This is a genomic window from Borborobacter xinjiangensis (genome assembly GCF_047739745.1).
Classification (GTDB): Bacteria; Pseudomonadota; Alphaproteobacteria; order Rhizobiales; family Rhizobiaceae; genus Pseudaminobacter.
Genome location: NZ_JBLLVA010000023.1, coordinates 1 through 19,168 on the forward strand (window position 1 = coordinate 1; position 19,168 = coordinate 19,168).

Consider the following 19,168-nt stretch of genomic DNA (forward strand, 5'->3'; position numbering starts at 1 on the left):
AAGGGTTGAATGTCCGCATCAACCAGCTTCGCTCGATGACCATTGCTTCGGCAAATCGTCGAGGGCCGGCTATCGCCGAGATGATCGAAATCATGAGCGCGATCCGCTCGCGCAACGCCGATGCGGCCGAACGGGCGGCTCGACACCATGTCGAGCAGGCATGGCATATCGCGCGGCAGTCGCTGCAGCCGAAATAGACAATCGCTCTGCACCCTCGAAACGCAGTCCCGGCGCTGCCGGTGTGGTCGCGTTCGGCCAACCTTTCCGCGTTTGAAGCGGAGCTTTCAGTTGACACCAGAATTGCCTTATGGAATGCATAGTAAGATGGAATACCATAATACGGTAGTCGGGAGGAGACCGGAATGACAAGCCGAAGCGATCGCGTTGTCGATCTCGTAAGGAATGGCAAGCTGACGCGCCGACAGTTCGCCCAATTGCTGGCGGGCCTCGGCGTCGCCGCTACCTCAACGGTTTACGGCGGCCGGATGGCGCTGGCCGCAGACGAACAGCCGACCTTTTTCACGTGGGCGACCATGGACGTTCCGGATTTCTTTCCGACCTACGTCGAAAAGCATGGTGAGCCACCGCAGTTCGCCGTTTTTGGTGATCAGGACGAGGCAATTCTCAAGGTCCGGGGCGGCTACAAGCCCGATGTTGTCTATCCGCAGTCTTATACGATCCGTCGCTGGCACGAGGCCGAGCTGGTTGAGCCAATCGACACGGCGAAGCTCAGCAACTGGAGCGACATCTTCGCCAGCCTGCGAGGTCTGGATGGCGTTCAGATCGATGGCGAGACCGTTTGGGTGCCGACCGACTGGGGCCTGAGCTCGGTGCTGGTGCGCACCGACCTTGCTCCCGAATACGCTGAAGCTGAAACCTGGGACGTTTTATGGGACACCAAGTATTCCGGCCGGCTGGCAGCGTTGGATAGCATGGCGGATGCGGTTGGTGCCGCCGCGCTTCACGTCGGCGTCAATGCTTACAACATGTCGGATGACGACGTGGCAAAGGTGCGAGCCGCATTGGTGGAGCAGCGACCGCTGCTGCGCTTCTATTCCAACGATCCGACTACCATGCAGCAGGCCCTTACCTCTGGCGAGATCGTCGCGGCCAATACCTGGAACGACTCCTATGTGACGATGAAAGCTCAGGGCCTGCCGGTGCGCTACATGCGACCCAAGCAGGGCATCATGGCTTGGGTCGGTGGCCTCTCCATCGTCAAAGGCACGCCGCACCGAGATCTCGCCCATGAAGTGATCGACGCATATCTCGATCGCAAGGCGAGGGCGTTCGGCATGTCGCAATATGGCTATGGCAGTGCCACGGCGGGCGGCTTCGCCGAAGTAGACGACGCGACACTGGAGCGGCTCGACCTGCCGCGCAATCCGGAAGAGCTCCTGGCCAACAGCGTCGTTCAGGTGCCAATGAAGAATCAAAACGCGATCCAGAAGATGTTCGAGGAAGTCAAGCAGGGCATGTGAGGCCGGCGTCTCCCCGGCATAGATTTCCATGGATCATTACGACTACATAATCGTCGGGGCAGGGGCGGCCGGTTGTGTGCTGGCCAACCGCTTGTCCGACGATCCCTCAATCAGCGTACTGCTTGTCGAGGCCGGCCCGGCCGATCGCGGCTGGCGCATTCATATGCCGGCCGCGCTTGCCTATCCCATGCAGAACCCGCGGCTGAACTGGGGCTATTGCACGCAGCCACAGCCGCATCTCGATAATCGCCGCATCAACTGGCCGCGTGGACGGGTGCTCGGTGGCTCCAGTTCCATCAACGGTATGGTCTATGTGCGCGGCCATCCACTCGACTTCGAACGTTGGGAGCAGGAAGGCGCGCACGGCTGGAACTGGGCGTCGGTCCTTCCATATTTCAAACGTTCCGAGAGCTTTGCCGCCGGCGCCGACCCCTATCGCGGCGCGGATGGACCCTTGCAGGTAAAGCGGGCGGACGTGGACAATCCGTTGCATCACGCCTGGATCGAGGCTGGCCGCCAGGCTGGCTATGCGGTCACCTCGGATATCAACGGCTACCGCCAGGAAGGCGTCGGCCGGCTTGACATGACAATCTATCGCGGCCGTCGCTGGAGCGCGGCGCGCGCCTATCTGCATCCGGCTTTGAAGCGACGCAACCTGACCGTCCTCACCGGTGCGCTTGCCTTGCGCATTCTCTTCGAGGGCAGGCGTGCCAGAGGTTTGCAAATCAGCCATCACGGCCAGTTGCGAGACGTTAGGGCAGACCGGGAAATCCTGCTTGCCGGCGGCGCAATCAACTCGCCCCAACTATTGCAATTGTCCGGCATAGGCGATCCCAAACGGCTCGAGACGATCGGCATCCAGACAGTCATAGATAACCGGCAAGTCGGCGAAAATCTGCAGGATCACCTTTGCATCTACGTGCAACACGAATGCCTGACGAACGATTCGCTGGCGGCAGCATTGAAGCCACTCACCAAGCTTGGCATCGGTGCGCGCTGGCTTGCGACCCAAACCGGACCCGGCGCTTCCAATCATTTCGAGACCGGCGGGTTCATCCGCACCGCCGCCGGCGTCAGCCATCCCGATCTCCAGTACCATTTCATGCCTTTGGCGATCGGCTACGAAGACAAGAAATCCCGCATCGAGCCGAGCTACCAAGTCGATGCGGATGCACTTCGTCCGGAAAGCCGCGGCAGCGTTCATATCCGCGACGCCGACCCGCGCAGCGCGCCGATCATCGATGCAAACTATCTTTCGACGGAAGGCGACCGGCGCCTGCTGCGCGAGGCCGTGCGTCTGACGCGCGAGATATTCGGACAGGCAGCTTTTGCGCGGTTTCGCGGCCGCGAGATTGCACCCGGGCCGAACGTTTCCAGTAGCGCCGAAATCGATGCTTACGTTCGTGCAACCGCCGAAAGCGCCTATCATCCTTCCTGCACCTGCCGAATGGGCAGCGACGACGAGTCTGTGGTAGATCCCGAGTGTCGCGTCAGAGGTGCCGAGGGTTTGCGCGTGGTCGATGCGTCGATCATGCCATCGATCCTCAGCGGCAATCTCAACGGGCCGACCATGATGATGGCCGAAAGGGCAGCCGACCTCATTCTGGGGCGCCCAACGCTTTCGGCTGAACCGATGCCTTATTTCGTGGCTCCGGACTGGCAGACGGTGCAGCGATGAGCGCAGGGATTCTGAAATGAGCCACGAAACCGGTTTCTCCTTTTCGTTGCTTCAACGAAGCGACGCCGCCCGGGGCTACGCGCTGGTGAGTCCGGCGCTGCTGGTTGCAGCCGGCACCTTGCTGCTGCCGCTTTGCATTCTGCTCATCTACAGCTTCTGGACGCAGAACGATCTTACCGTCGAGCACACTTGGGTCCTCGACAACTATCGTAGTTTCCTAGCCAACACGACCTATCTGGCTATCCTCGGCAAGTCGGTTCTGGTGTCGTTGGCAGCGACGTTGCTGGTGTTGATCTTTTCCTATCCGGTGGCTGCTTTCATCGCCTTGCGCGTAAAGAAGCACAAGGCGCTGCTCCTGCTTATCATCACCATTCCGTTCTGGACGAGCTATCTGTTGCGCGTTTTCGCCTGGAAGATCATTCTCGGCTACAACGGTGTCATCAACTCAGGCTTGATCTGGCTAGGCATCATCGACCAGCCGTTGGAAATTCTGCTCTACAATCCGTATGCGGTGGTCATCACCCTTGCCCATGCCTGGGCACCGTTTGCATTGCTCCCGATCTTTATCAGTCTCGAGAAAATCGATCGCTCGCTGCTGGAAGCGGCGCGCGACCTCGGCGATGGTGCCTGGCATAGTTTCTGGCGTGTATTGCTGCCGCTCTCGCGGCCCGGGCTGATCGCCGCCGGCATGCTGGTGTTCATTCCCACTGTCGGTGACTATGTCACGCCGCAGCTCGTCGGCGGCACTTCCGGCATGATGATCGGCAATGTCGTCCAGTCGATGTTCGGCAGGACCAACAACTGGCCGATGGGTGCGGCGATCTCGATCGTCACCATGGTCGTGGTCACATTGATTGCCTGTTTGGTTCTCTGGCGAGCCGCCGGCAAGTCCCGGGAAACACGTAAATGAGTTTTGCAACACGTCTGTGGGCCGGCTATGCGGTGCTTTACATTGCGGTGCTTTATGCTCCGGTGTTGTTCCTGATCCTGTTCGCCTTCAACGACAGCACCGCCATCGCCTTTCCGCTAAGCGGCTTCACCACGGGTTGGTTTTCGACCATGGCCAACTCGCCTGGCTTGGTGGACGCGCTCCTCAACAGCCTCAAGGTGTCGAGTTCGGTGGCGGTGATTAGCACCGCGCTTGGAACTATGGCTGCCAAGGCGATAAGCCGCGTCGTGCTGCCCGGCCGCCCGGCATTGTTGGGCATACTAACCCTGCCATTGCTTGTTCCTGGGATCGTGATGGGCATTGCGCTCCTGATCGTTATAGGCGCGATAGGAATGGAGCTTTCTCTGACCACGATCGCGATCGCGCATATCGTCTACTGCACGCCCTTTGCCGTTCTCATCATGTTGCCGCGTTTTGAGGGATTTGACCGCAATCTTGAGGATGCCTCGCGCGATCTCGGCGAAGGGCTGTTCTTTACCTTCCTTCGTGTCGTGCTGCCCTTGGCGGCACCCGGCATAGTGTCCAGTCTGCTTCTCACTTTCACGGTATCGCTTGACGAATTCGTCCTGACATTTTTTCTCGCCGGAAACGACACGACGCTGCCGCTCTACATCTGGTCGCAGCTACGCTTTCCCAACAAGCTGCCAGGCGTGCTGGCGCTGAGTACCTGCATCCTTGCGTTCTCCTTCCTTCTCGTGAATCTCGCTGAGTGGGCCCGCCGCCGCGGAACGCCCACGAAAGCCTCAATAGGGATGGCCTCATGACCACGCCTCTCGTTTCGATCCGCAATGTTTCAAAGTCATTTGGCACCTTCCAGGCACTCCGAGATATCAGCTTCGACATCCAGGCTGGAGAATTCTTCTCGATGCTCGGCCCTTCTGGATGTGGCAAAACGACTTTGTTGCGTATGCTCGGCGGTTTCGACATGCCGACATCCGGCGAGATATTCATTGACGGCAAAGCGTGTGCACAGCTGCCGCCAAACCGTCGCCCAACCAATATGGTTTTCCAGAACTACGCCATTTTTCCGCATCTGACCGTGGCCGAAAACATAGCTTACGGACTGCGAACTATGAACTTGTCGCGCGACGAAAAAGCGCAGATCGTCAAGGATCAGTTGGCGATGATCCAACTGAGCGCGCTCGGACATCGCAAGCCGCACGAATTGTCGGGCGGCCAGCGGCAACGTGTGGCCTTGGCGCGGGCGCTTGCCCGTAGACCGAAGTTGCTTTTGCTGGACGAGCCGCTGTCAGCGCTCGACAAGCAATTGCGTGAGGACATGCAGCTCGAACTGCGGGAATTGCAACGCAATGTCGGCATCAGCTTCGTCTTCGTCACCCACGACCAGGAGGAGGCGCTGGCGCTATCGGATCGGATCGCCATTCTGTCAGAAGGTGAAGTGATGCAGATCGATACGCCGTCGCGGATCTACGAGCGGCCGGTTAGCCGCGAGGTTGCGGCCTTCATCGGTTCGATCAACTTCTTTCCGGGAAAACTGATGTCGTTCGATCGTGAAAATGCAGTTGTCGATGCCGGCCGCGCAGGCCGCATCCTTGTGCGCTACGATCCAAAGGAGGGCGCGCGATCCGCAGGCGATCCCGTGGTGGTCGCCGTCAGGCCGGAAAAGATTGGGTTTGCCGATTGCTCTACCGCGGTGGCCAATCGCCTTTCGGGCGCATTGATTGCCCGATCCTACCTCGGCGACCGCAACCATGTGTTCGTGCGTGTCGACGGCATTGACAAGCCTGTCGCCCTTGTCATGCAGAACGCACATCGAAACCAAGCCGAGACAGTATTCGGATCAGCATCGGTTTCCATCTGCTGGCCTCCGGAGAACGGCATTTTGTTATCGGCTTGAGCGCTGATCGCGCCCTCGTAAAATGCGAGTTCGCGCCGAAGTGCGACTGGAGATCGGTAACTGCTCTGCTGTTGGGCCGGCCAACGCATAGAAGTGGGTTTGGGCCTGAATAGCGGTGGCAAGTTCGGTTCGAGCTCTCACAGCGACGCCCGCAGCTGGTGCGAAGTCCTCCGTTTATCGCCGATGCTCAGACGGCCTAAGCACATGCGTCGCATATGCAGCACCGCCTTTCGACATCCGCCTCGGCCCCTCCGACCTTAGCTGAACGCGCTGTTCGACGACGCCTTCGAAGACCCAGACACATATGATGCCGCATCGCCCAAAAAGCCTGGACGCTTCTCTCGGTTGCCGCGATGCTGATGGACGGTACGGCAGTGCTTGCCATCTGATTGGCCAAGGTGCAGGGGCATTTCCGTCGTTTCCTTGGCCTCTATCCTCTTCAGCTGGTCCTTCGTTCACGGAACACAGAAGCGCGGTAGGACAATCTATCCGGCTTATGTCAGGTGAATCCTTCTTGACGTGGCCAGCGCCATCGGCGTTATCGTGTACAGATGAGTATCTCTGCGGCAGAGACTCACATCAAACTGGCCCGGCTGGCACATGCATATCTCAAGCTGAAGAGCCCATGATGACGCCGGTCAAACCAACCGAGTCGGTGAGAATCGAGGATCTCGACGACGCGGCCCTGCTTGAACAGGCGCGGCAGCACAAAGGAGCTGCCTTCTGGCTCATCATCAAGCGACACAATCAGCGGCTCTACCGAGTCGCTCGCGCCGTGCTGAATGACGATACCGAAGCCGAAGACGTAGTTCAGGAGACGTATGTCCATGCGCTTACGCATCTGGCTGAATTTCGCGCTGAGGCGCGGCTTTCAACTTGGCTCACGCGCATCGCGCTGAATGAGGCGCTGGGCCGCCGGCGGCAAAGACGGCATATGGTCGATGTAAACGACATAGAGGAGATGGCCCCTCCTTTCAGCGCCCATCAGCTCGATCCTGAACACGGCGCCGCGCTCGAGGAAATCCGCCGCCTCCTGGAAGGGGCGATCAGCCGCCTACCGGAGCGCTACCGCATCGTGTTCCTCATGCGCGATGTCGAAGAGATGAGCATCGAGGAAACCGCTCTCCTTTTTGCGGCATCAGACCGTGAGCACACGATTGCATCGCGCACGCAAACTGCTGAAGCAGGCGCTTGGAGAGAGGCTTGCTACCGTATTTACCGACACCTTCCCCTTCGCCGGAGCGCCTTGCGACCGCCTTACGCAAACAATCCTCGACCGGTTCGCAGTTCGCCTTCTAGAGGTAACGTCTCACTAGTCGGAATGGCCGGACGCCCAAACGCGCCATGCGTCGGAGCACCTCCATTCCAGCACACATCGAAAATTCCGAGAGAGGTGGGAATATCTCCGCGGCCTGGAGCATCCAATGGCTGGGCCGGGTACACAGGTCGGAATCTGGCGAACCGCAAAGGAGGACGTGCCAATGCTTACGCGCACCAGGTCAATTGCGTGTTTTTCCGTCCTTCTGCTCTCGTCAACTCTGATACCGGCCACCGCTCAAATGGGCGGCAAAGAGTTCGACACCGCCGCCGCCGAACTGGCCAAGCGGTATCTGGAAGAAGGCCGCGAAACATTCCGGTTCGATACGTTCGGCAGCGAAGATTTCTGGGGGGGCAAGCTAAGGCTCCATGAGGCTATCGCCGGTGAGAAATTGGGCGGCCTGGGACCCGGGCTCAGCCCCAAGAAAGCTCTGAAACTCGGACTGAAGGTCGACGTGAACGCCATTCCCGAGGATGTCGCCAACGCGCTCAGCAAAGGCGAGGTCGACCTGACCGATCCGGCTAGCACACTTCTCTTGCTGAAAGCCAATGCCGTTGTAGGCGTGACCGGATTCTTCGCCGAGGATGCAAAACGCTGACCTCGGTCGGTATTCAATGCGCGATATGCCATTCAACCGTTGATGACACCTACGCGCCGGGCATAGGGCAAAGGCTCGACGGCTGGCCAAACCGTGACCTCAATATCGGCGCGATCGTTGTCCTGGCGCCTGACCTGACCGCCTTCACCGAGATGCTGCAGATTTCCGAAGATGAGGTGAAGAGGGCAGTGGAGGCATGGGGACCTGGGAAATTTGACGCCGAACTGAACCTCGACGGGAAGGCATTTCGGCCGGACGGCAAGACGTCCGCCACGCTCAATCCGCCTGCGTTCGGCCTGGCCGGCGTGAACAACCATACCTGGACCGGAGCCTGGGGCACGGTGAGCTACTGGAACGCCTATGTCGGCAATCTCGAAATGCACGGGAAAGGCGTGTTTTACGATCCGCGGCTTGACGACGCCGAGAAATACCCGGTCGCCGCCAGGACGAAACAGGGCCAGAAGAAGGACGAAGAAGATAGGATTACCGCCAAGCTTCCGGCTCTTCATTTCTATCAGCTTTCGCTGCCCACTCCCAAACCACCGCAGGGCACTTTTGAAAGCGCGGCCGCCGAAAACGGAGAGGCACTCTTCAATGGCAAGGCTAAATGCGCGACTTGCCACGTGCCGCCGATCTTTACGGAGCCGGGCTGGAACCTGCACACAGCCGAGGAGATCGGCATCGACGATTTCCAGGCGATGCGATCGCCGGACGAGCGTTACCGGACAGCGCCGTTGCGGGCCTTGTGGGACACGAGGAAGATACACAAAGGCGGCTTTTACCATGATGGTCGGTTCGCCATGCTGGAGGACGTTGTCGAGCATTACAACGCCCATCTCAGCCTTGATCTGACCGATAAGGAAAAGCGCGATTTGATTGAGTACCTCAAGTCAATTTGACTGCAGCAAACGCCTGTCATTCGGCTCATTGGCGCATAGGAGCAAGCTCATGAAACATGATCGTGGTGATGTGAGTAGACGTCGGGCAAAAGATAGTTTAACCCGAGCGCTATCTCGTCGAAACTTTCTCAAGGTTTCGATGGCCGGCGCGGCGATTGCCGGCACAGCAGGGCTCGCCTCCTGTATGACCAGCCCATACGGGAAACGTGCCGCCGGAACGACGCCGAAGACCGTGGCGCTTTATCAGGACTTCCCAAATCAGGGTCGCCGCTGCGCCGGATGCACCCATTTCCGGGAGCCGAACGCCTGCAAGATCGTCGCGGGTGAAATCAATCCGGATGGTTGGTGCCGATTCCACGAGCCGCAGCCGACCTGATCGGCTTGCGGGACATACTGCCTGAATCGGCTAACTGTCCCGGCAGCTAAACAAATGGTATCGGTTGGAATAGACGTTCGTGGCCACGATGGGTGACGACCGACAGATAGCGGATTGGAAACTCCACCAGATTCACAGGACCATGAAGGACTGACGCTTCGAAGAAGAAACTGTCCCCTGGCGAGATCTGATAGCCTTTACTGCCATGCCGATAAACCATTTTGCCTTCCAGCATATAGAGGAATATCAGCCCGTCGTGCTGGCACATCGCTTGTTTTTTGTGAGCGCCTGACAATGTTACAAGATGAGTTTCGATAACGCATTGGTTGCTGGGATTTATCCGACTTAGCAGGTTACAATGCTCACCAACTCGCTTGGCATCATGCGGGGCGTTTCCGTGCCGCCCTGACTTTACGAACGTTGCGGTATTCGCATTTTCGAAGCTCCTGAAGAAGCATGTGAGCGGTAATCTCAGGGCAGATGACAAAGCCTTCAGCGTGCCAAGAGAGGGAGAGATGAGTCCATTTTCGATCTTGGAGAGCATGCCGGCCGAAATTCCTGCGCGGGTCGCCACATCTTGCGCCGTGAGTCCTTGTCTGCGTCGCTGAGCTCGGGCTTCTCCGCCGATGGCGACTTGCAGAAGATCCTTGTGGCTTTCGGATGAGGGATTCCGTTGGCCAGCAAGCTTTAAGCGCCGCATTTGCCGTGCAAATGCCTCCTGGCCACCGTGATAAATGCGTTTTCCGGATTGGTTGCTAGCGTCCGATATCCCCGTCAACACGGCAGCATCGTCGCCCTGGGCGTGTTCGACTGTGGGTAGTGAGTTTTGTCGACTTGCCATGATCCAGATACGCTTCATTCAATCGGGCATTATCGCGATGTAGGTCGCGAGAAAAACCTACCCTTTGCGGTGGCTGGCATGGGACGTCCCTCTGGCAGGGCGGGGAGTGCGATGCCCATCTCCCCCTTTCAGGGTATGACGTTTCCAGCATCTTCCTCATACTTTCAGCGTGAAAGGTGTCGGCATTGACCTGTCGCATGACGGAGGATGGACTGAATGAAACGGCGGCTAACAGCGCTCGTTGTCTCCGCGGCAATCTTGATGCCTTCGGTGCTCTCAGCTGCACCTAAGGCCGAGCTCATACTGGCAATCGGTGGCGAGCCGGAGCAGGGCCTGGATCCGGTGATGGGATGGGGCGAGTACGGCGGTAATACGCTGTTCCAGTCGACGCTCCTTTCTCGCGATGCCGATTTCCAGACTGTTCCGGACCTGGCAAAATCATGGACTCGCTCTGATGACGGTTTGTCCTGGACGGTGATCATTCGCGATGACGCGAATTTTTCCGACGGCTCGCCTCTGACGGCGGAGGATGTGGCCTTTACTTACAGAAGATCGGCACTGTCGGGCGGGACACGAGATTTGACGGTGCTTGCCGGAGCGGAAGCGCTGGACGACACGACTGTGGTCCTAACGCTTAAGGAGCCGCGCGTGACTTTCCTCGACAGCTTCTACAATCTGGGCATCGTGCCGGCAGCGAGCTATGGAAAGGGATATGGCAGCCGTCCGATAGGCTCCGGTCCGTATAAGCTATTGTCATGGACGCCCGGCGAACAGCTCATCGCTGAAGCGAACCCTTACTATTACGGCGCAGAATTGGAGTTCAAGCGCATCGTGTTCCTGTTTACGGACGAGGATACGAGCATGGCGGCCGCCGCCGCCGGTCAGATCGATGTGGTTGCGGCTCCAGCGCAGTCGGCCGAGCGCGTTCCTTCGGGGATGAAGGCCGTCATTGCGGAATCGGTCGACAATCGCGGTCTCGCTTTCCCCATGTTGCCGGGCGGCCGCGTAACGGAGGACGGCAACCCACTTGGCAACGACATTACGTCGGATCCTGCAATTCGTCAGGCGATAAATGTCGGTATCGACCGCAACATGATCGTGGACGTTGCGTTGATGGGGCATGGAAGGCCAGCCTACAGTTCAGCGGACGGGCTGCCATGGTCCCATGCCGATAGCAGCTTGCCGGATGCCTCGCCGGACCAGGCAAATGTGATACTCGACGAAGCCGGCTGGGCAATGGGGGCCAACGGCATCCGTGCGAACGATGGCGTGGAGGCGCGGCTTCCCATCTATTATCCTGCCTCGGACTCCACCAGGCAGGCAATAGCGGTCACGCTCGCCGAACTGCTTCGGCCCCTCGGGCTTGCCGCGGAACCCATCGGCAAGAGCTGGGACGACATCCGCAAGCTTGTGCATTCGCAACTAATCGTGCTGGGCTGGGGCAGCCATAATCCGCGCGAGCTCTATTCGCTTTATAGCGGCACCAACGCGGGGAAGGGTTGGTTCAATACCGGCTGGTATTCGAACGAGAAGGTGGAGGCCCATTTCGCCGCCGCCGAAGCGTCTCTTTCCCTGGAGTCGTCCTTTCCTCATTGGCAAAGGGCGGCCTGGGATGGGGCGACGGGTTTTAGCATGCGTGGTGACGCGGCCTGGGTCTGGCTCGTCAATCTGGATCACGTGTACTTCGTCAATGAATGCATTGATGTCGGGCGCACGCAAATAGAGCCGCACGGGCACGGCTGGCCCATCACAACCAACATCGCGCACTGGCGATGGGTCTGCGAATGAGCCGCCGCGAGACCGGCTCTCCTGCCGGCTGCTGGGCGCTTTTCATCGCCCGAAGTGTTGCGAGGGTTTTGCTCGTGCTCTTTGGTGTGGCGCTGTTTGCATTCCTGCTGGCGAAAATGTCACCGATCGATCCGGTCGAGGCCTATCTCGGACCGCGTATTTCGATGGTTGGCGACGAACAGAGGATGTTGATCGCCGAACATTGGGGGCTGGACCAGCCGACAGGTGTTCAATTCATGAAATGGCTGACCAACCTGCTTTCCGGAGATCTAGGCTGGAGTATGATCCATAACGCCTCGGTGGCGGATGTTATCTGGACCCGCTTCAGCGCATCCTTCGTAATGATGGGATTGGCTTGGCTGCTGTCAGGCGCGCTCGGCTTCTCGCTCGGGATTGTTGCCGGTGCATTTGAACATTCGACTTCGGACAGGCTGATTCGGTTTTATTGCTACACCCTAGCGGCTACGCCGACCTTTTGGATCGCAATCGTGCTGCTTATGACGTTCTCGGTGGCGCTGGGCTGGGCCCCCGTGTGCTGCTCGGGGCCGCCGGGTGTCATGCCGGAAGATGTGAGCCTGCTTGATCGCGCTCGCCATATGCTCCTGCCGGTTCTGACGTTGTCGATGCTGGGTGTAGCGCAGGTGGCGCTTCATACCCGCGTCAAGATGATCGAGATCATGCGCTCCGACTACGCGATTTACGCCTTTGCCCAGGGGGCTTCGCGACTGGAAGTCGCCGTCAGCCATGGCATGAGGAACGCGGCGCTTCCGGCTATCACCATCCTCTTTGCTACCACCGGTGAGCTCTTCGGCGGATCGGTGCTTGCCGAACAGGTGTTCGCCTATCCCGGCCTGGGCAAGGCCACGATCGACGCCGGCATCCGGGGTGATGTTCCGCTCCTGCTTGCAATCACGCTTTCTATCACTCTCTTCGTCAGCGTGGGCAACGCCATCGCCGATGTGTTGTATCACGTGGTCGATCCGCGCATGCGACCGATACGGAGGCTGTCTTGAGCATGCCGATCGCTGCTCCTCGCTCAACGGCCGGGCTCGCCTCGGGAAGGCGAATAGGCTTGATTGCGGCAACCGTTATCTCCTGCATCTTCATCGGTGGTGTCCTAGGCGGGGCGACGATGCTCGGCCCTCTCGCTGGAAACACCGATTTCGCGGTCCGCTCGCTGCCGCCATCCCTGGACCATCCGTTCGGAACCGACCCGTTTGGCCGCGACGTATTTGTCCGCACACTGCAGGGATTGGCGCTCAGCCTTAAAATCGGGCTGATCGCGGCACTGGTGTCATCCATCGTGGCGCTTGTCCTGGCGATTGTGGCCACGACGTTCGGGCGCTTGGCCGATATGGTCGTGTCCTTCCTTGTCGATGCCGTGATGGGGCTGCCGCACCTTGTGCTGCTAGTGCTCATTTGCTTTGCGCTGGGAGGCGGACCCAGCGCGGTCGTATTCGCGGTCGCGGTTACGCATTGGCCGCGTCTGACCAGGATTCTGCGCGCCGAGGTCTTGCAGGTGATGACGTCCGACTACGTGCGAACATCCCGCCGTTTCGGAATGTCCTGGTGGCACATCTCGACCAGGCATCTGTTGCCTCATCTTTTTCCGCAAATGATCGTCGGCACGCTGCTGCTTTTCCCGCATGCCATCCTGCACGAGGCGGGCCTGACATTCCTCGGCTTCGGACTGGAGCCGAGCAAGCCGGCCATCGGCATATTGCTCGCAGATTCCATGCGTTATCTGACAGCCGGCTATTGGTGGCTGGGGCTGTTTCCCGGTGCGGCCCTCGTTGCTCTCGTATTGACGTTCGACGGGATTGCCAGCGGAGCACGCGCACTCCTGAGCCCCAGAGAATCACAGGATTGAACGGAGAAGGCCGTGATCAAAACCGACGCCGAGGAAGGGGCCGTTGTCCCTCCCCTATTGGAAGTGTCCGATCTTTCGGTCGGATTCAGCCGGTATATCGGGCTGACCGCTCGTCGCTACCTGCCTTGCCTTACCGGTGTTTCGGCGCGGGTGGATCGCGGCCAGGTTCTCGGCGTGATCGGCGTCTCCGGCGCCGGAAAGAGCCTTCTGGCTCATGCCATTCTCGGTATCTTGCCAGGCAACGCGGTGGTCGGTGGCGAAATTCGCTTCGAGGGTGAGATACTCGAGAAGGCGCGCAGCGAGGCTTTGCGCGGACGGCGGATCGCTCTCGTCCCGCAGTCGATTGCTCATCTGGATCCACTGGTTCGCGCCGCCCGCCAGGTTCGCTGGGCCGCACGGCGTGCCGGGGTATCGCCGAGCCATGCCGGGATCGCCGCGCAAGACGCGTTGGCACGCTACCGGTTGCCTGCCGAAGTGGCTGATTTTTATCCGCATATGCTTTCCGGTGGCATGGCACGCAGGGTCCTGCTGGCTATGGCCACGGTGGCTTCGGCGGATCTGATCATCGCGGATGAGCCGACGACCGGATTGGATCACACAAACGTTGAGATGGTCATGACCTGCTTGCGCACGCTTGCCGATCGGGGCAAGGCGGTGATGGTCATAACGCACGACATCTGCTCGATCGCGGCCATCGCCGACAACATCACCATCATCAGGGCGGGCGAGACCGTTGAAACGGCGTCAGCCGAAGCCTTTTGCGGTCGCGGCGAAATGCTTACCACCGAATATGGCCGGTCGCTGTGGTGCGCTCTTCCTGATAACGGCTTCATGCTCGGCCCTATCGTCGAGGGCAGGATGGCGGGCGAGTAATGCTGCGTGCGGAGCGCGTGACCCATCGATTCGAACCCTCCGCGAGGCCGGTGCTGGATAGTGTCTCAATCGCCGTCCGGCCCGGCGAGCGAGTAGGGATACTTGGCCCGTCCGGTTCGGGAAAGTCGACGCTTGCGCGTCTGCTGACCGGCCACCTTGCCCTGCAGGAAGGAATGATCGAGGTAGACGGAAAACCACCGCTGATGAGTGACTTCCATCCCGCGCAGCTCCTTCATCAATCTCCGCAGGCGGCCGTCGATCCCCGTTGGCGCATCGGCCGCATTGTCAGCGAGGCTTGGGTTCCGGATCATGAGGCGCGGCGTGCCTTTGGTGTGCACGAGGCTTGGTATGAACGATATCCGCACGAGCTCTCAGGCGGCGAATTGCAGCGCGTGGCAATCCTGCGCTCGTTGGCGCCGGCTACGCGATATATCATCGGTGATGAGATATCGGCTTCCCTGGATGCCATCACCCAGGTGGAAATCTGGCAAGCGCTGATCAAATTCAGCCAGGAAAGAGAAATAGGGCTTCTTGTCATTAGTCATGACCGGGCATTGCTCGCGCAGGTCGCTCACCGCACCTTGAACTTCTCGGACCTCTCAACGATGTGCAGTCCCACGGCAACGATGGCCGCGGTCTGACTACCTGGTGTTTTCTGGAAATCTGTGGTTGGCCCCCGTCATCCTACCCGGACAGGTAGATATACAGCGCCAGGGCGCATGCCATTATCAGGACCAAGGTTGAACCATCGAACGCCGGCCGCCGGCGTTTGTCCGACAACGTCCGAAAGGATAGCCGACTATGCATCTGACCACTCGAGAGGAGGAACGTATCCAGCTTTGGGCGGCCGCCGAAATGGCGCGCCGACGGCTGGATAAGGGACTGCGGCTGAACTACCCCGAGGCCATAGCCCTTATATCGGACGAAATCCTGGAGCGTGCTCGAGAGGGCAGCATCCCCATGCTAACCGACATGATGGAATACGGCGCAACCATCCTCAAGCGCGAGCACGTGATGGACGGGGTGCCCGAAATGCTGACGATCCTGCAGGTCGAGGCCCTGTTTCCTGACGGTACCAAACTCGTGACGGTGATGAACCCAGTTCGCGACTAGCCACAAAACCCACCTTAGTAGCGCTTCCGTAAACAGCCTTTCCTTGGAGCAAAGCCATGCCTGTCAAATGGTCTCGTCCCCCGCTGCCCAAGTCCGTCGTCGCCGCCGAAGCGTTCGATGTCGGCGAACCTGGCAAAGCCGGGATGATCGAGTTCGCCGACGGTGAAATCGAGATCAATGTCGGTCGCCGCACGCTGCAAGTGGTGATGGTCAACACCGGCGATCGTCCGATTCAAATTGGCGCTCACTACCATATCTCCGAATGCAACCGCGCCATGGCCTTCGATCGCGCCGCGACGTTCGGAATGCACCTCGACATTCCGAGCGGCACGGCTGTGCGCTTCGAGCCGGGTCAGAGCCGAAAAGTCCAGGTGACGAGCTATGTCGGCCGTGAGGTCGCATATGGAATGAACAACATGACCAATGGCACGGTGCGTTCAGAGATCATCAAGGAACAGACGATCAGGCGCCTGAAAGAGCATGGCTATTGCTTCGAGGGCGAACGCTTTCCCGTCAATACGCCGCCAGACGCGCGTTACGCGCGCTCGAAAGCAGCGAAATAATCAGCAAGACGGCACGGAGACAAATCATGAGCATGAAGCTGTCGCGACCTGAGTATGCCGTCCAATACGGCCCCACGACCGGAGACAAGATTCACCTCGCGGATACGGGGCTGGTTGCCGAGATCGAGCACGATTACACCACTTATGGCGACGAGCTGGTATTTGGCGGCGGCAAGACGATTCGTGATGGAATGGGGCAGGCTTCCAAGTGGAAGGCCAGCGACGGCGCGCTTGATCTGGTCGTCACCAATGCGGTGATCATCGATCCTGTCCTTGGGGTCGTCAAAGGCGATATCGGCATCAAGGACGGACTGATCGTCGGTGTCGGCAAGGCCGGCAATCCAGATACGATGAATATCACGCCGGGACTGATCGTCTCGCCAAACACCGACATCTTGTCGGTCGAGGGCATGATCGTCACGCCGGGCTTCATTGATATCCATCCTCACTTCGATTCCGTCCAGCAGCTCTACGAATATCAAGGCGCAGGCTTCACCACAGTGATCGGCGGTGGATCGGGGCCGAAGACGGTCGGCATCGAATGTCCCGGCGTTTTCAATCTGCATCGCATGCTCGAGGCAATGGCCGAGATACCGCTCAACTTCGGCAATTTTGGCAAAGGCAACTCGGCCAGCAAGGGTTCGCTCGTCGAGCAGGTGGTCATAGGCGGCGCCACTGGGTTGAAGATCCACGAGGATTGGTCGTCCTCGCCCGCCGCGATCGAAACCTGCATGGATCTGGCCGACGAGCTGGACTTCCAGGTCCAGGTACATGCCGACACGCTGAACGAGACGGGCTATTACGAGGATACGCTCGCCGCTATCAACGGGCGCGTAATGCACATTTATCACGCCGAGGGTGCCGGTGGCGGCAACGCCCCCGACATCATGCGTTGCGTAATGGAGCCGAACTGTCTGCCGAGCTCGACGAACCCGACTAATCCGTTCTCGATCAACACATACGATGAAGAAATCGACATGTTGATCACCTGCCACAACCTCAACAAGCAGGTCCCGACCGACATGGCCTTCATTCAGGGGCGTGCGCGGGCAGAGACCATGCGGGCCGAGGACGTGTTGCACGATCTTGGCGCCATCAGCATGATTGGTTCCGATAGCCAAGGTGTCGGCCGCGCGGCAGAAAGTGCCCAGCGTGCCTTCCAACTCGCCGCGGCCAACAAGGTGCGATTCGGACGCCTCCCGGAAGATGGTGCCGGCAACGACAATTTCCGTATCAAGCGCTATCTTTCCAAGGTCACGATCAACCCGGCTATCACTTTCGGCGTCGACAGCTATGTGGGCTCGATTGCGCCTGGCAAGCTTGCCGACCTGGTTCTCTGGCGGCCCAAATTCTTTATTGCCAAGCCGGAAACCTCCGTGAAGGGAGGCTTTATCTCGCACGCCGTGATGGGAGACCCAGCAGGCTCGCTAATGACGTGTCAGCCGCTCAAATATCGCCCCCAATACGGCTCGCTTGGCGCGAATCCGGCCCGAACCAGCTACTCCTTCGTCACGCAAGCCGCCATTGACGCCGGTCTCGCGGGGCGTTTACGCACCCACCAGACGCTGATGCCGGTGAAGCGCACCCGCACAATTTCCAAGCGGGACATGATCCACAACAACTACATGCCTAACATCGACATCGATCCCGAAACCTATAACGTATATGTCGATGGCAAGCGTATTACGGTGAAGCCGGCAAAGACGCTCCCGCTCACCCAGCTTTACTACTTCCGGTGACGGCATGAGTATTATCTCCAATGTTGTCGCTCACCTGGCGGACCTTCCGATAAACGCTGAAGTGGACTTGCTCGAACTTACCTCGGAGGAACGGGCGAGCCCCCATTTCGCGGCGACGACGTGCGGAGGCCGGCAATTGCGCGTGTCTCTGCCGCGTGGCGCCGAGCTACAGGACGGGGATGTGCTTTGCTTCGACGATGAGACCGCCGTCGTGGTCAAGGCAAAGGAAGAGGATCTTCTTCTCGTAAAGCCTGGCGATAACACCATTTCGTGGTGGGCGGCCTGCTATCAACTCGGAAACTTTCATCGACCCGCGCGTTTTCGGGAGGATGGAATTCTGACGCCTGACGATCCTCTCGCCGCCCAGATGCTGGCTCGTTTGGGCGTGCCGGTAGAGCGCGTGCGTACTCCTTTCACAGGTCAGCGCTTCGGCGCCGCCGGCGCCCATCATAATCATCACGAAGCGGAAGCCCACCATGTGGCGCGCCACCACGACCATTAGGGACGCAGTGGAGCCTCCTCGGACCAATAGCAATGGCGGCGATCGCCTGCTTGCGCTCCTGCAGGTGACGAACGCAGCATTTCCGACCGGGACCTTTACCCATTCCTACGGATTCGAGACCTGGCTCGATAAGGGCGTGATCTCTAACGCTGCCGAAGCCGAAACCCGTTGCCGCGACTGGCTGCGCTTCAACCTGGCAACAGGCGATGCTGCCGCTGCTGCGCTGGCATATCGCAGCAGTTTAATGGACGACATGGCCGGGATCGAGGAAATCGATCGTCAGGCAGGCGCGATCAAGCTCAGCCGGGAGTCGCGCAGCGCCTCGATAATGACAGGCACTGCGTTGATCGCAGCAGGCCGGGACATTTTCGACCTGCCGCAGATCGTTCGCCTTGCGGCGATGATCAACACCAAGCAGTGTGACGGTCATCATGCAGTGGTCTACGGGGTCCTGGCAACGGGCCTTGGGTTCACCGAACAGGAGACTGTCACTAGTTTTCTCTGGGCAGGCTTTTCCAGCCTGGTAGGCGTGATTCAACGCTTGACGCCGCTTGGCCAGACGGAGGCGCAGCGCATCGTCGCCAACGCTGGTTCGCTGGTTGACAAATGTTCCGAAATTGCCCGGACGCGTGATTTGCGCTCGCTTTCCTCGTCCTTTGCCACGCTCGACGTGGCTTCGATGCGGCATGAACGACTTCCAACCCGGCTCTGCATTTCCTAAT

General features: G+C 59.3%; 21 protein-coding genes and 1 pseudogene. 20 read left to right on the top strand and 2 right to left on the bottom strand.

Features of this window, described 5'->3' with window-relative positions; translation table 11 throughout:
* From ACLKMW_RS20135 to ACLKMW_RS20160, 6 genes are all read left to right on the top strand, one after another.
* A partial coding sequence (locus tag ACLKMW_RS20135) for an FCD domain-containing protein (protein WP_415726304.1) occupies positions 1–197 on the top strand: 197 nt, incomplete at its 5' end.
* Between the two features lie 165 nt (positions 198–362).
* Positions 363–1,481 carry an ABC transporter substrate-binding protein gene (locus ACLKMW_RS20140; protein WP_415726305.1) on the top strand — a complete coding sequence of 373 codons (1,119 nt, stop codon included), beginning with the start codon at positions 363–365 and terminating at the stop codon, positions 1,479–1,481.
* A 28-nt stretch (positions 1,482–1,509) separates the two neighbouring features.
* Positions 1,510–3,159 (top strand): choline dehydrogenase, encoded by a 1,650-nt coding sequence (locus tag ACLKMW_RS20145; protein ID WP_415726306.1) that lies wholly within the window; start codon positions 1,510–1,512, stop codon positions 3,157–3,159.
* Positions 3,160–3,175: 16 nt separating this feature from the next.
* The gene (locus tag ACLKMW_RS20150; protein WP_415726308.1) at positions 3,176–4,069 is read left to right on the top strand and encodes an ABC transporter permease; all 894 of its coding nucleotides are present in this window, start codon (positions 3,176–3,178) and stop codon (positions 4,067–4,069) included.
* Positions 4,066–4,872 (top strand): ABC transporter permease, encoded by an 807-nt coding sequence (locus ACLKMW_RS20155; RefSeq protein ID WP_415726309.1) that lies wholly within the window; start codon positions 4,066–4,068, stop codon positions 4,870–4,872. The genes ACLKMW_RS20150 and ACLKMW_RS20155 overlap by 4 nt, the downstream gene beginning before the upstream one ends.
* Complete coding sequence (locus tag ACLKMW_RS20160; protein ID WP_415726310.1) at positions 4,869–5,966, top strand: ABC transporter ATP-binding protein; 1,098 nt, start codon at positions 4,869–4,871, stop codon at positions 5,964–5,966. Before ACLKMW_RS20155 ends, ACLKMW_RS20160 begins: the two co-directional genes overlap by 4 nt.
* 574 nt (positions 5,967–6,540) lie before the next feature.
* On the opposite strand, the gene ACLKMW_RS20165 is transcribed toward ACLKMW_RS20160, so the two are convergent.
* Positions 6,541–6,795 (bottom strand): hypothetical protein, encoded by a 255-nt coding sequence (locus tag ACLKMW_RS20165; RefSeq protein ID WP_415726386.1) that lies wholly within the window; start codon positions 6,793–6,795, stop codon positions 6,541–6,543.
* Between ACLKMW_RS20165 and ACLKMW_RS20170 the strand changes: the two are divergent.
* The 4 genes and pseudogenes from ACLKMW_RS20170 to ACLKMW_RS20185 form a co-directional block, all read left to right on the top strand.
* A pseudogene (locus ACLKMW_RS20170) lies at positions 6,742–7,053 on the top strand (sigma-70 family RNA polymerase sigma factor); the annotation flags it as partial. The gene ACLKMW_RS20165 and the pseudogene ACLKMW_RS20170 sit on opposite strands and share 54 nt — an antisense overlap.
* A gap of 394 nt (positions 7,054–7,447) precedes the next feature.
* A complete protein-coding gene (locus ACLKMW_RS20175) occupies positions 7,448–7,882 on the top strand; it encodes a hypothetical protein (RefSeq protein WP_415726387.1) in 435 nt (144 codons plus the stop codon).
* Between the two features lie 152 nt (positions 7,883–8,034).
* Positions 8,035–8,781, top strand: coding sequence for a hypothetical protein (locus tag ACLKMW_RS20180; protein WP_415726311.1), 747 nt, complete (start codon positions 8,035–8,037; stop codon positions 8,779–8,781).
* A 49-nt stretch (positions 8,782–8,830) separates the two neighbouring features.
* Positions 8,831–9,157, top strand: coding sequence for a twin-arginine translocation signal domain-containing protein (locus tag ACLKMW_RS20185; protein WP_415726312.1), 327 nt, complete (start codon positions 8,831–8,833; stop codon positions 9,155–9,157).
* Positions 9,158–9,203: 46 nt separating this feature from the next.
* Here ACLKMW_RS20185 and ACLKMW_RS20190 read toward each other — a convergent pair whose 3' ends face one another.
* Complete coding sequence (locus ACLKMW_RS20190) at positions 9,204–10,016, bottom strand: helix-turn-helix domain-containing protein (protein WP_415726313.1); 813 nt, start codon at positions 10,014–10,016, stop codon at positions 9,204–9,206.
* Between the two features lie 198 nt (positions 10,017–10,214).
* Between ACLKMW_RS20190 and ACLKMW_RS20195 the strand changes: the two genes are divergently transcribed.
* From ACLKMW_RS20195 to ACLKMW_RS20240, 10 genes are all read left to right on the top strand, one after another.
* Positions 10,215–11,786 carry an ABC transporter substrate-binding protein gene (locus tag ACLKMW_RS20195; RefSeq protein ID WP_415726314.1) on the top strand — a complete coding sequence of 524 codons (1,572 nt, stop codon included), beginning with the start codon at positions 10,215–10,217 and terminating at the stop codon, positions 11,784–11,786.
* Entirely contained in the window at positions 11,783–12,799 is a 1,017-nt protein-coding gene (locus ACLKMW_RS20200) for an ABC transporter permease (RefSeq protein WP_415726315.1), read from the top strand. Before ACLKMW_RS20195 ends, ACLKMW_RS20200 begins: the two co-directional genes overlap by 4 nt.
* 2 nt (positions 12,800–12,801) lie before the next feature.
* A complete protein-coding gene (locus ACLKMW_RS20205; protein ID WP_415726379.1) occupies positions 12,802–13,656 on the top strand; it encodes an ABC transporter permease in 855 nt (284 codons plus the stop codon).
* Positions 13,657–13,668: 12 nt separating this feature from the next.
* Positions 13,669–14,529, top strand: coding sequence for an ATP-binding cassette domain-containing protein (locus ACLKMW_RS20210; protein WP_415726316.1), 861 nt, complete (start codon positions 13,669–13,671; stop codon positions 14,527–14,529).
* Positions 14,529–15,170 carry an ABC transporter ATP-binding protein gene (locus ACLKMW_RS20215; RefSeq protein ID WP_415726317.1) on the top strand — a complete coding sequence of 214 codons (642 nt, stop codon included), beginning with the start codon at positions 14,529–14,531 and terminating at the stop codon, positions 15,168–15,170. Before ACLKMW_RS20210 ends, ACLKMW_RS20215 begins: the two co-directional genes overlap by 1 nt.
* A 160-nt stretch (positions 15,171–15,330) precedes the next feature.
* Positions 15,331–15,642: an urease subunit gamma gene (locus tag ACLKMW_RS20220; protein ID WP_415726318.1), complete on the top strand. Its 312-nt coding sequence runs from the start codon at positions 15,331–15,333 to the stop codon at positions 15,640–15,642.
* Between the two features lie 56 nt (positions 15,643–15,698).
* Positions 15,699–16,205 (top strand): urease subunit beta, encoded by a 507-nt coding sequence (gene ureB, locus ACLKMW_RS20225; protein WP_415726319.1) that lies wholly within the window; start codon positions 15,699–15,701, stop codon positions 16,203–16,205.
* Between the two features lie 26 nt (positions 16,206–16,231).
* A complete protein-coding gene (ureC, locus tag ACLKMW_RS20230; protein WP_415726320.1) occupies positions 16,232–17,944 on the top strand; it encodes an urease subunit alpha in 1,713 nt (570 codons plus the stop codon).
* Positions 17,945–17,948: 4 nt separating this feature from the next.
* Positions 17,949–18,446 (top strand): urease accessory protein UreE, encoded by a 498-nt coding sequence (locus tag ACLKMW_RS20235; RefSeq protein ID WP_415726321.1) that lies wholly within the window; start codon positions 17,949–17,951, stop codon positions 18,444–18,446.
* Positions 18,421–19,167, top strand: a complete 747-nt coding sequence (locus ACLKMW_RS20240; protein ID WP_415726322.1) for an urease accessory protein UreF — start codon at positions 18,421–18,423, stop codon at positions 19,165–19,167. Before ACLKMW_RS20235 ends, ACLKMW_RS20240 begins: the two co-directional genes overlap by 26 nt.
* Position 19,168 lies beyond the last annotated feature (1 nt).

Coding starts and splice junctions, on each gene's coding strand:
- ACLKMW_RS20140 (WP_415726305.1), top strand. CDS start 363: ATGACAAGCCGAAGCGATCGCGTTGTCGATCTCGTAAGGAATGGCAAG.
- ACLKMW_RS20145 (WP_415726306.1), top strand. CDS start 1,510: ATGGATCATTACGACTACATAATCGTCGGGGCAGGGGCGGCCGGTTGT.
- ACLKMW_RS20150 (WP_415726308.1), top strand. CDS start 3,176: ATGAGCCACGAAACCGGTTTCTCCTTTTCGTTGCTTCAACGAAGCGAC.
- ACLKMW_RS20155 (WP_415726309.1), top strand. CDS start 4,066: ATGAGTTTTGCAACACGTCTGTGGGCCGGCTATGCGGTGCTTTACATT.
- ACLKMW_RS20160 (WP_415726310.1), top strand. CDS start 4,869: ATGACCACGCCTCTCGTTTCGATCCGCAATGTTTCAAAGTCATTTGGC.
- ACLKMW_RS20165 (WP_415726386.1), bottom strand. CDS start 6,795: ATGGACATACGTCTCCTGAACTACGTCTTCGGCTTCGGTATCGTCATT.
- ACLKMW_RS20175 (WP_415726387.1), top strand. CDS start 7,448: ATGCTTACGCGCACCAGGTCAATTGCGTGTTTTTCCGTCCTTCTGCTC.
- ACLKMW_RS20180 (WP_415726311.1), top strand. CDS start 8,035: ATGCTGCAGATTTCCGAAGATGAGGTGAAGAGGGCAGTGGAGGCATGG.
- ACLKMW_RS20185 (WP_415726312.1), top strand. CDS start 8,831: ATGAAACATGATCGTGGTGATGTGAGTAGACGTCGGGCAAAAGATAGT.
- ACLKMW_RS20190 (WP_415726313.1), bottom strand. CDS start 10,016: ATGAAGCGTATCTGGATCATGGCAAGTCGACAAAACTCACTACCCACA.
- ACLKMW_RS20195 (WP_415726314.1), top strand. CDS start 10,215: ATGAAACGGCGGCTAACAGCGCTCGTTGTCTCCGCGGCAATCTTGATG.
- ACLKMW_RS20200 (WP_415726315.1), top strand. CDS start 11,783: ATGAGCCGCCGCGAGACCGGCTCTCCTGCCGGCTGCTGGGCGCTTTTC.
- ACLKMW_RS20205 (WP_415726379.1), top strand. CDS start 12,802: ATGCCGATCGCTGCTCCTCGCTCAACGGCCGGGCTCGCCTCGGGAAGG.
- ACLKMW_RS20215 (WP_415726317.1), top strand. CDS start 14,529: ATGCTGCGTGCGGAGCGCGTGACCCATCGATTCGAACCCTCCGCGAGG.
- ACLKMW_RS20220 (WP_415726318.1), top strand. CDS start 15,331: ATGCATCTGACCACTCGAGAGGAGGAACGTATCCAGCTTTGGGCGGCC.
- ureB (WP_415726319.1), top strand. CDS start 15,699: ATGCCTGTCAAATGGTCTCGTCCCCCGCTGCCCAAGTCCGTCGTCGCC.
- ureC (WP_415726320.1), top strand. CDS start 16,232: ATGAGCATGAAGCTGTCGCGACCTGAGTATGCCGTCCAATACGGCCCC.
- ACLKMW_RS20235 (WP_415726321.1), top strand. CDS start 17,949: ATGAGTATTATCTCCAATGTTGTCGCTCACCTGGCGGACCTTCCGATA.
- ACLKMW_RS20240 (WP_415726322.1), top strand. CDS start 18,421: ATGTGGCGCGCCACCACGACCATTAGGGACGCAGTGGAGCCTCCTCGG.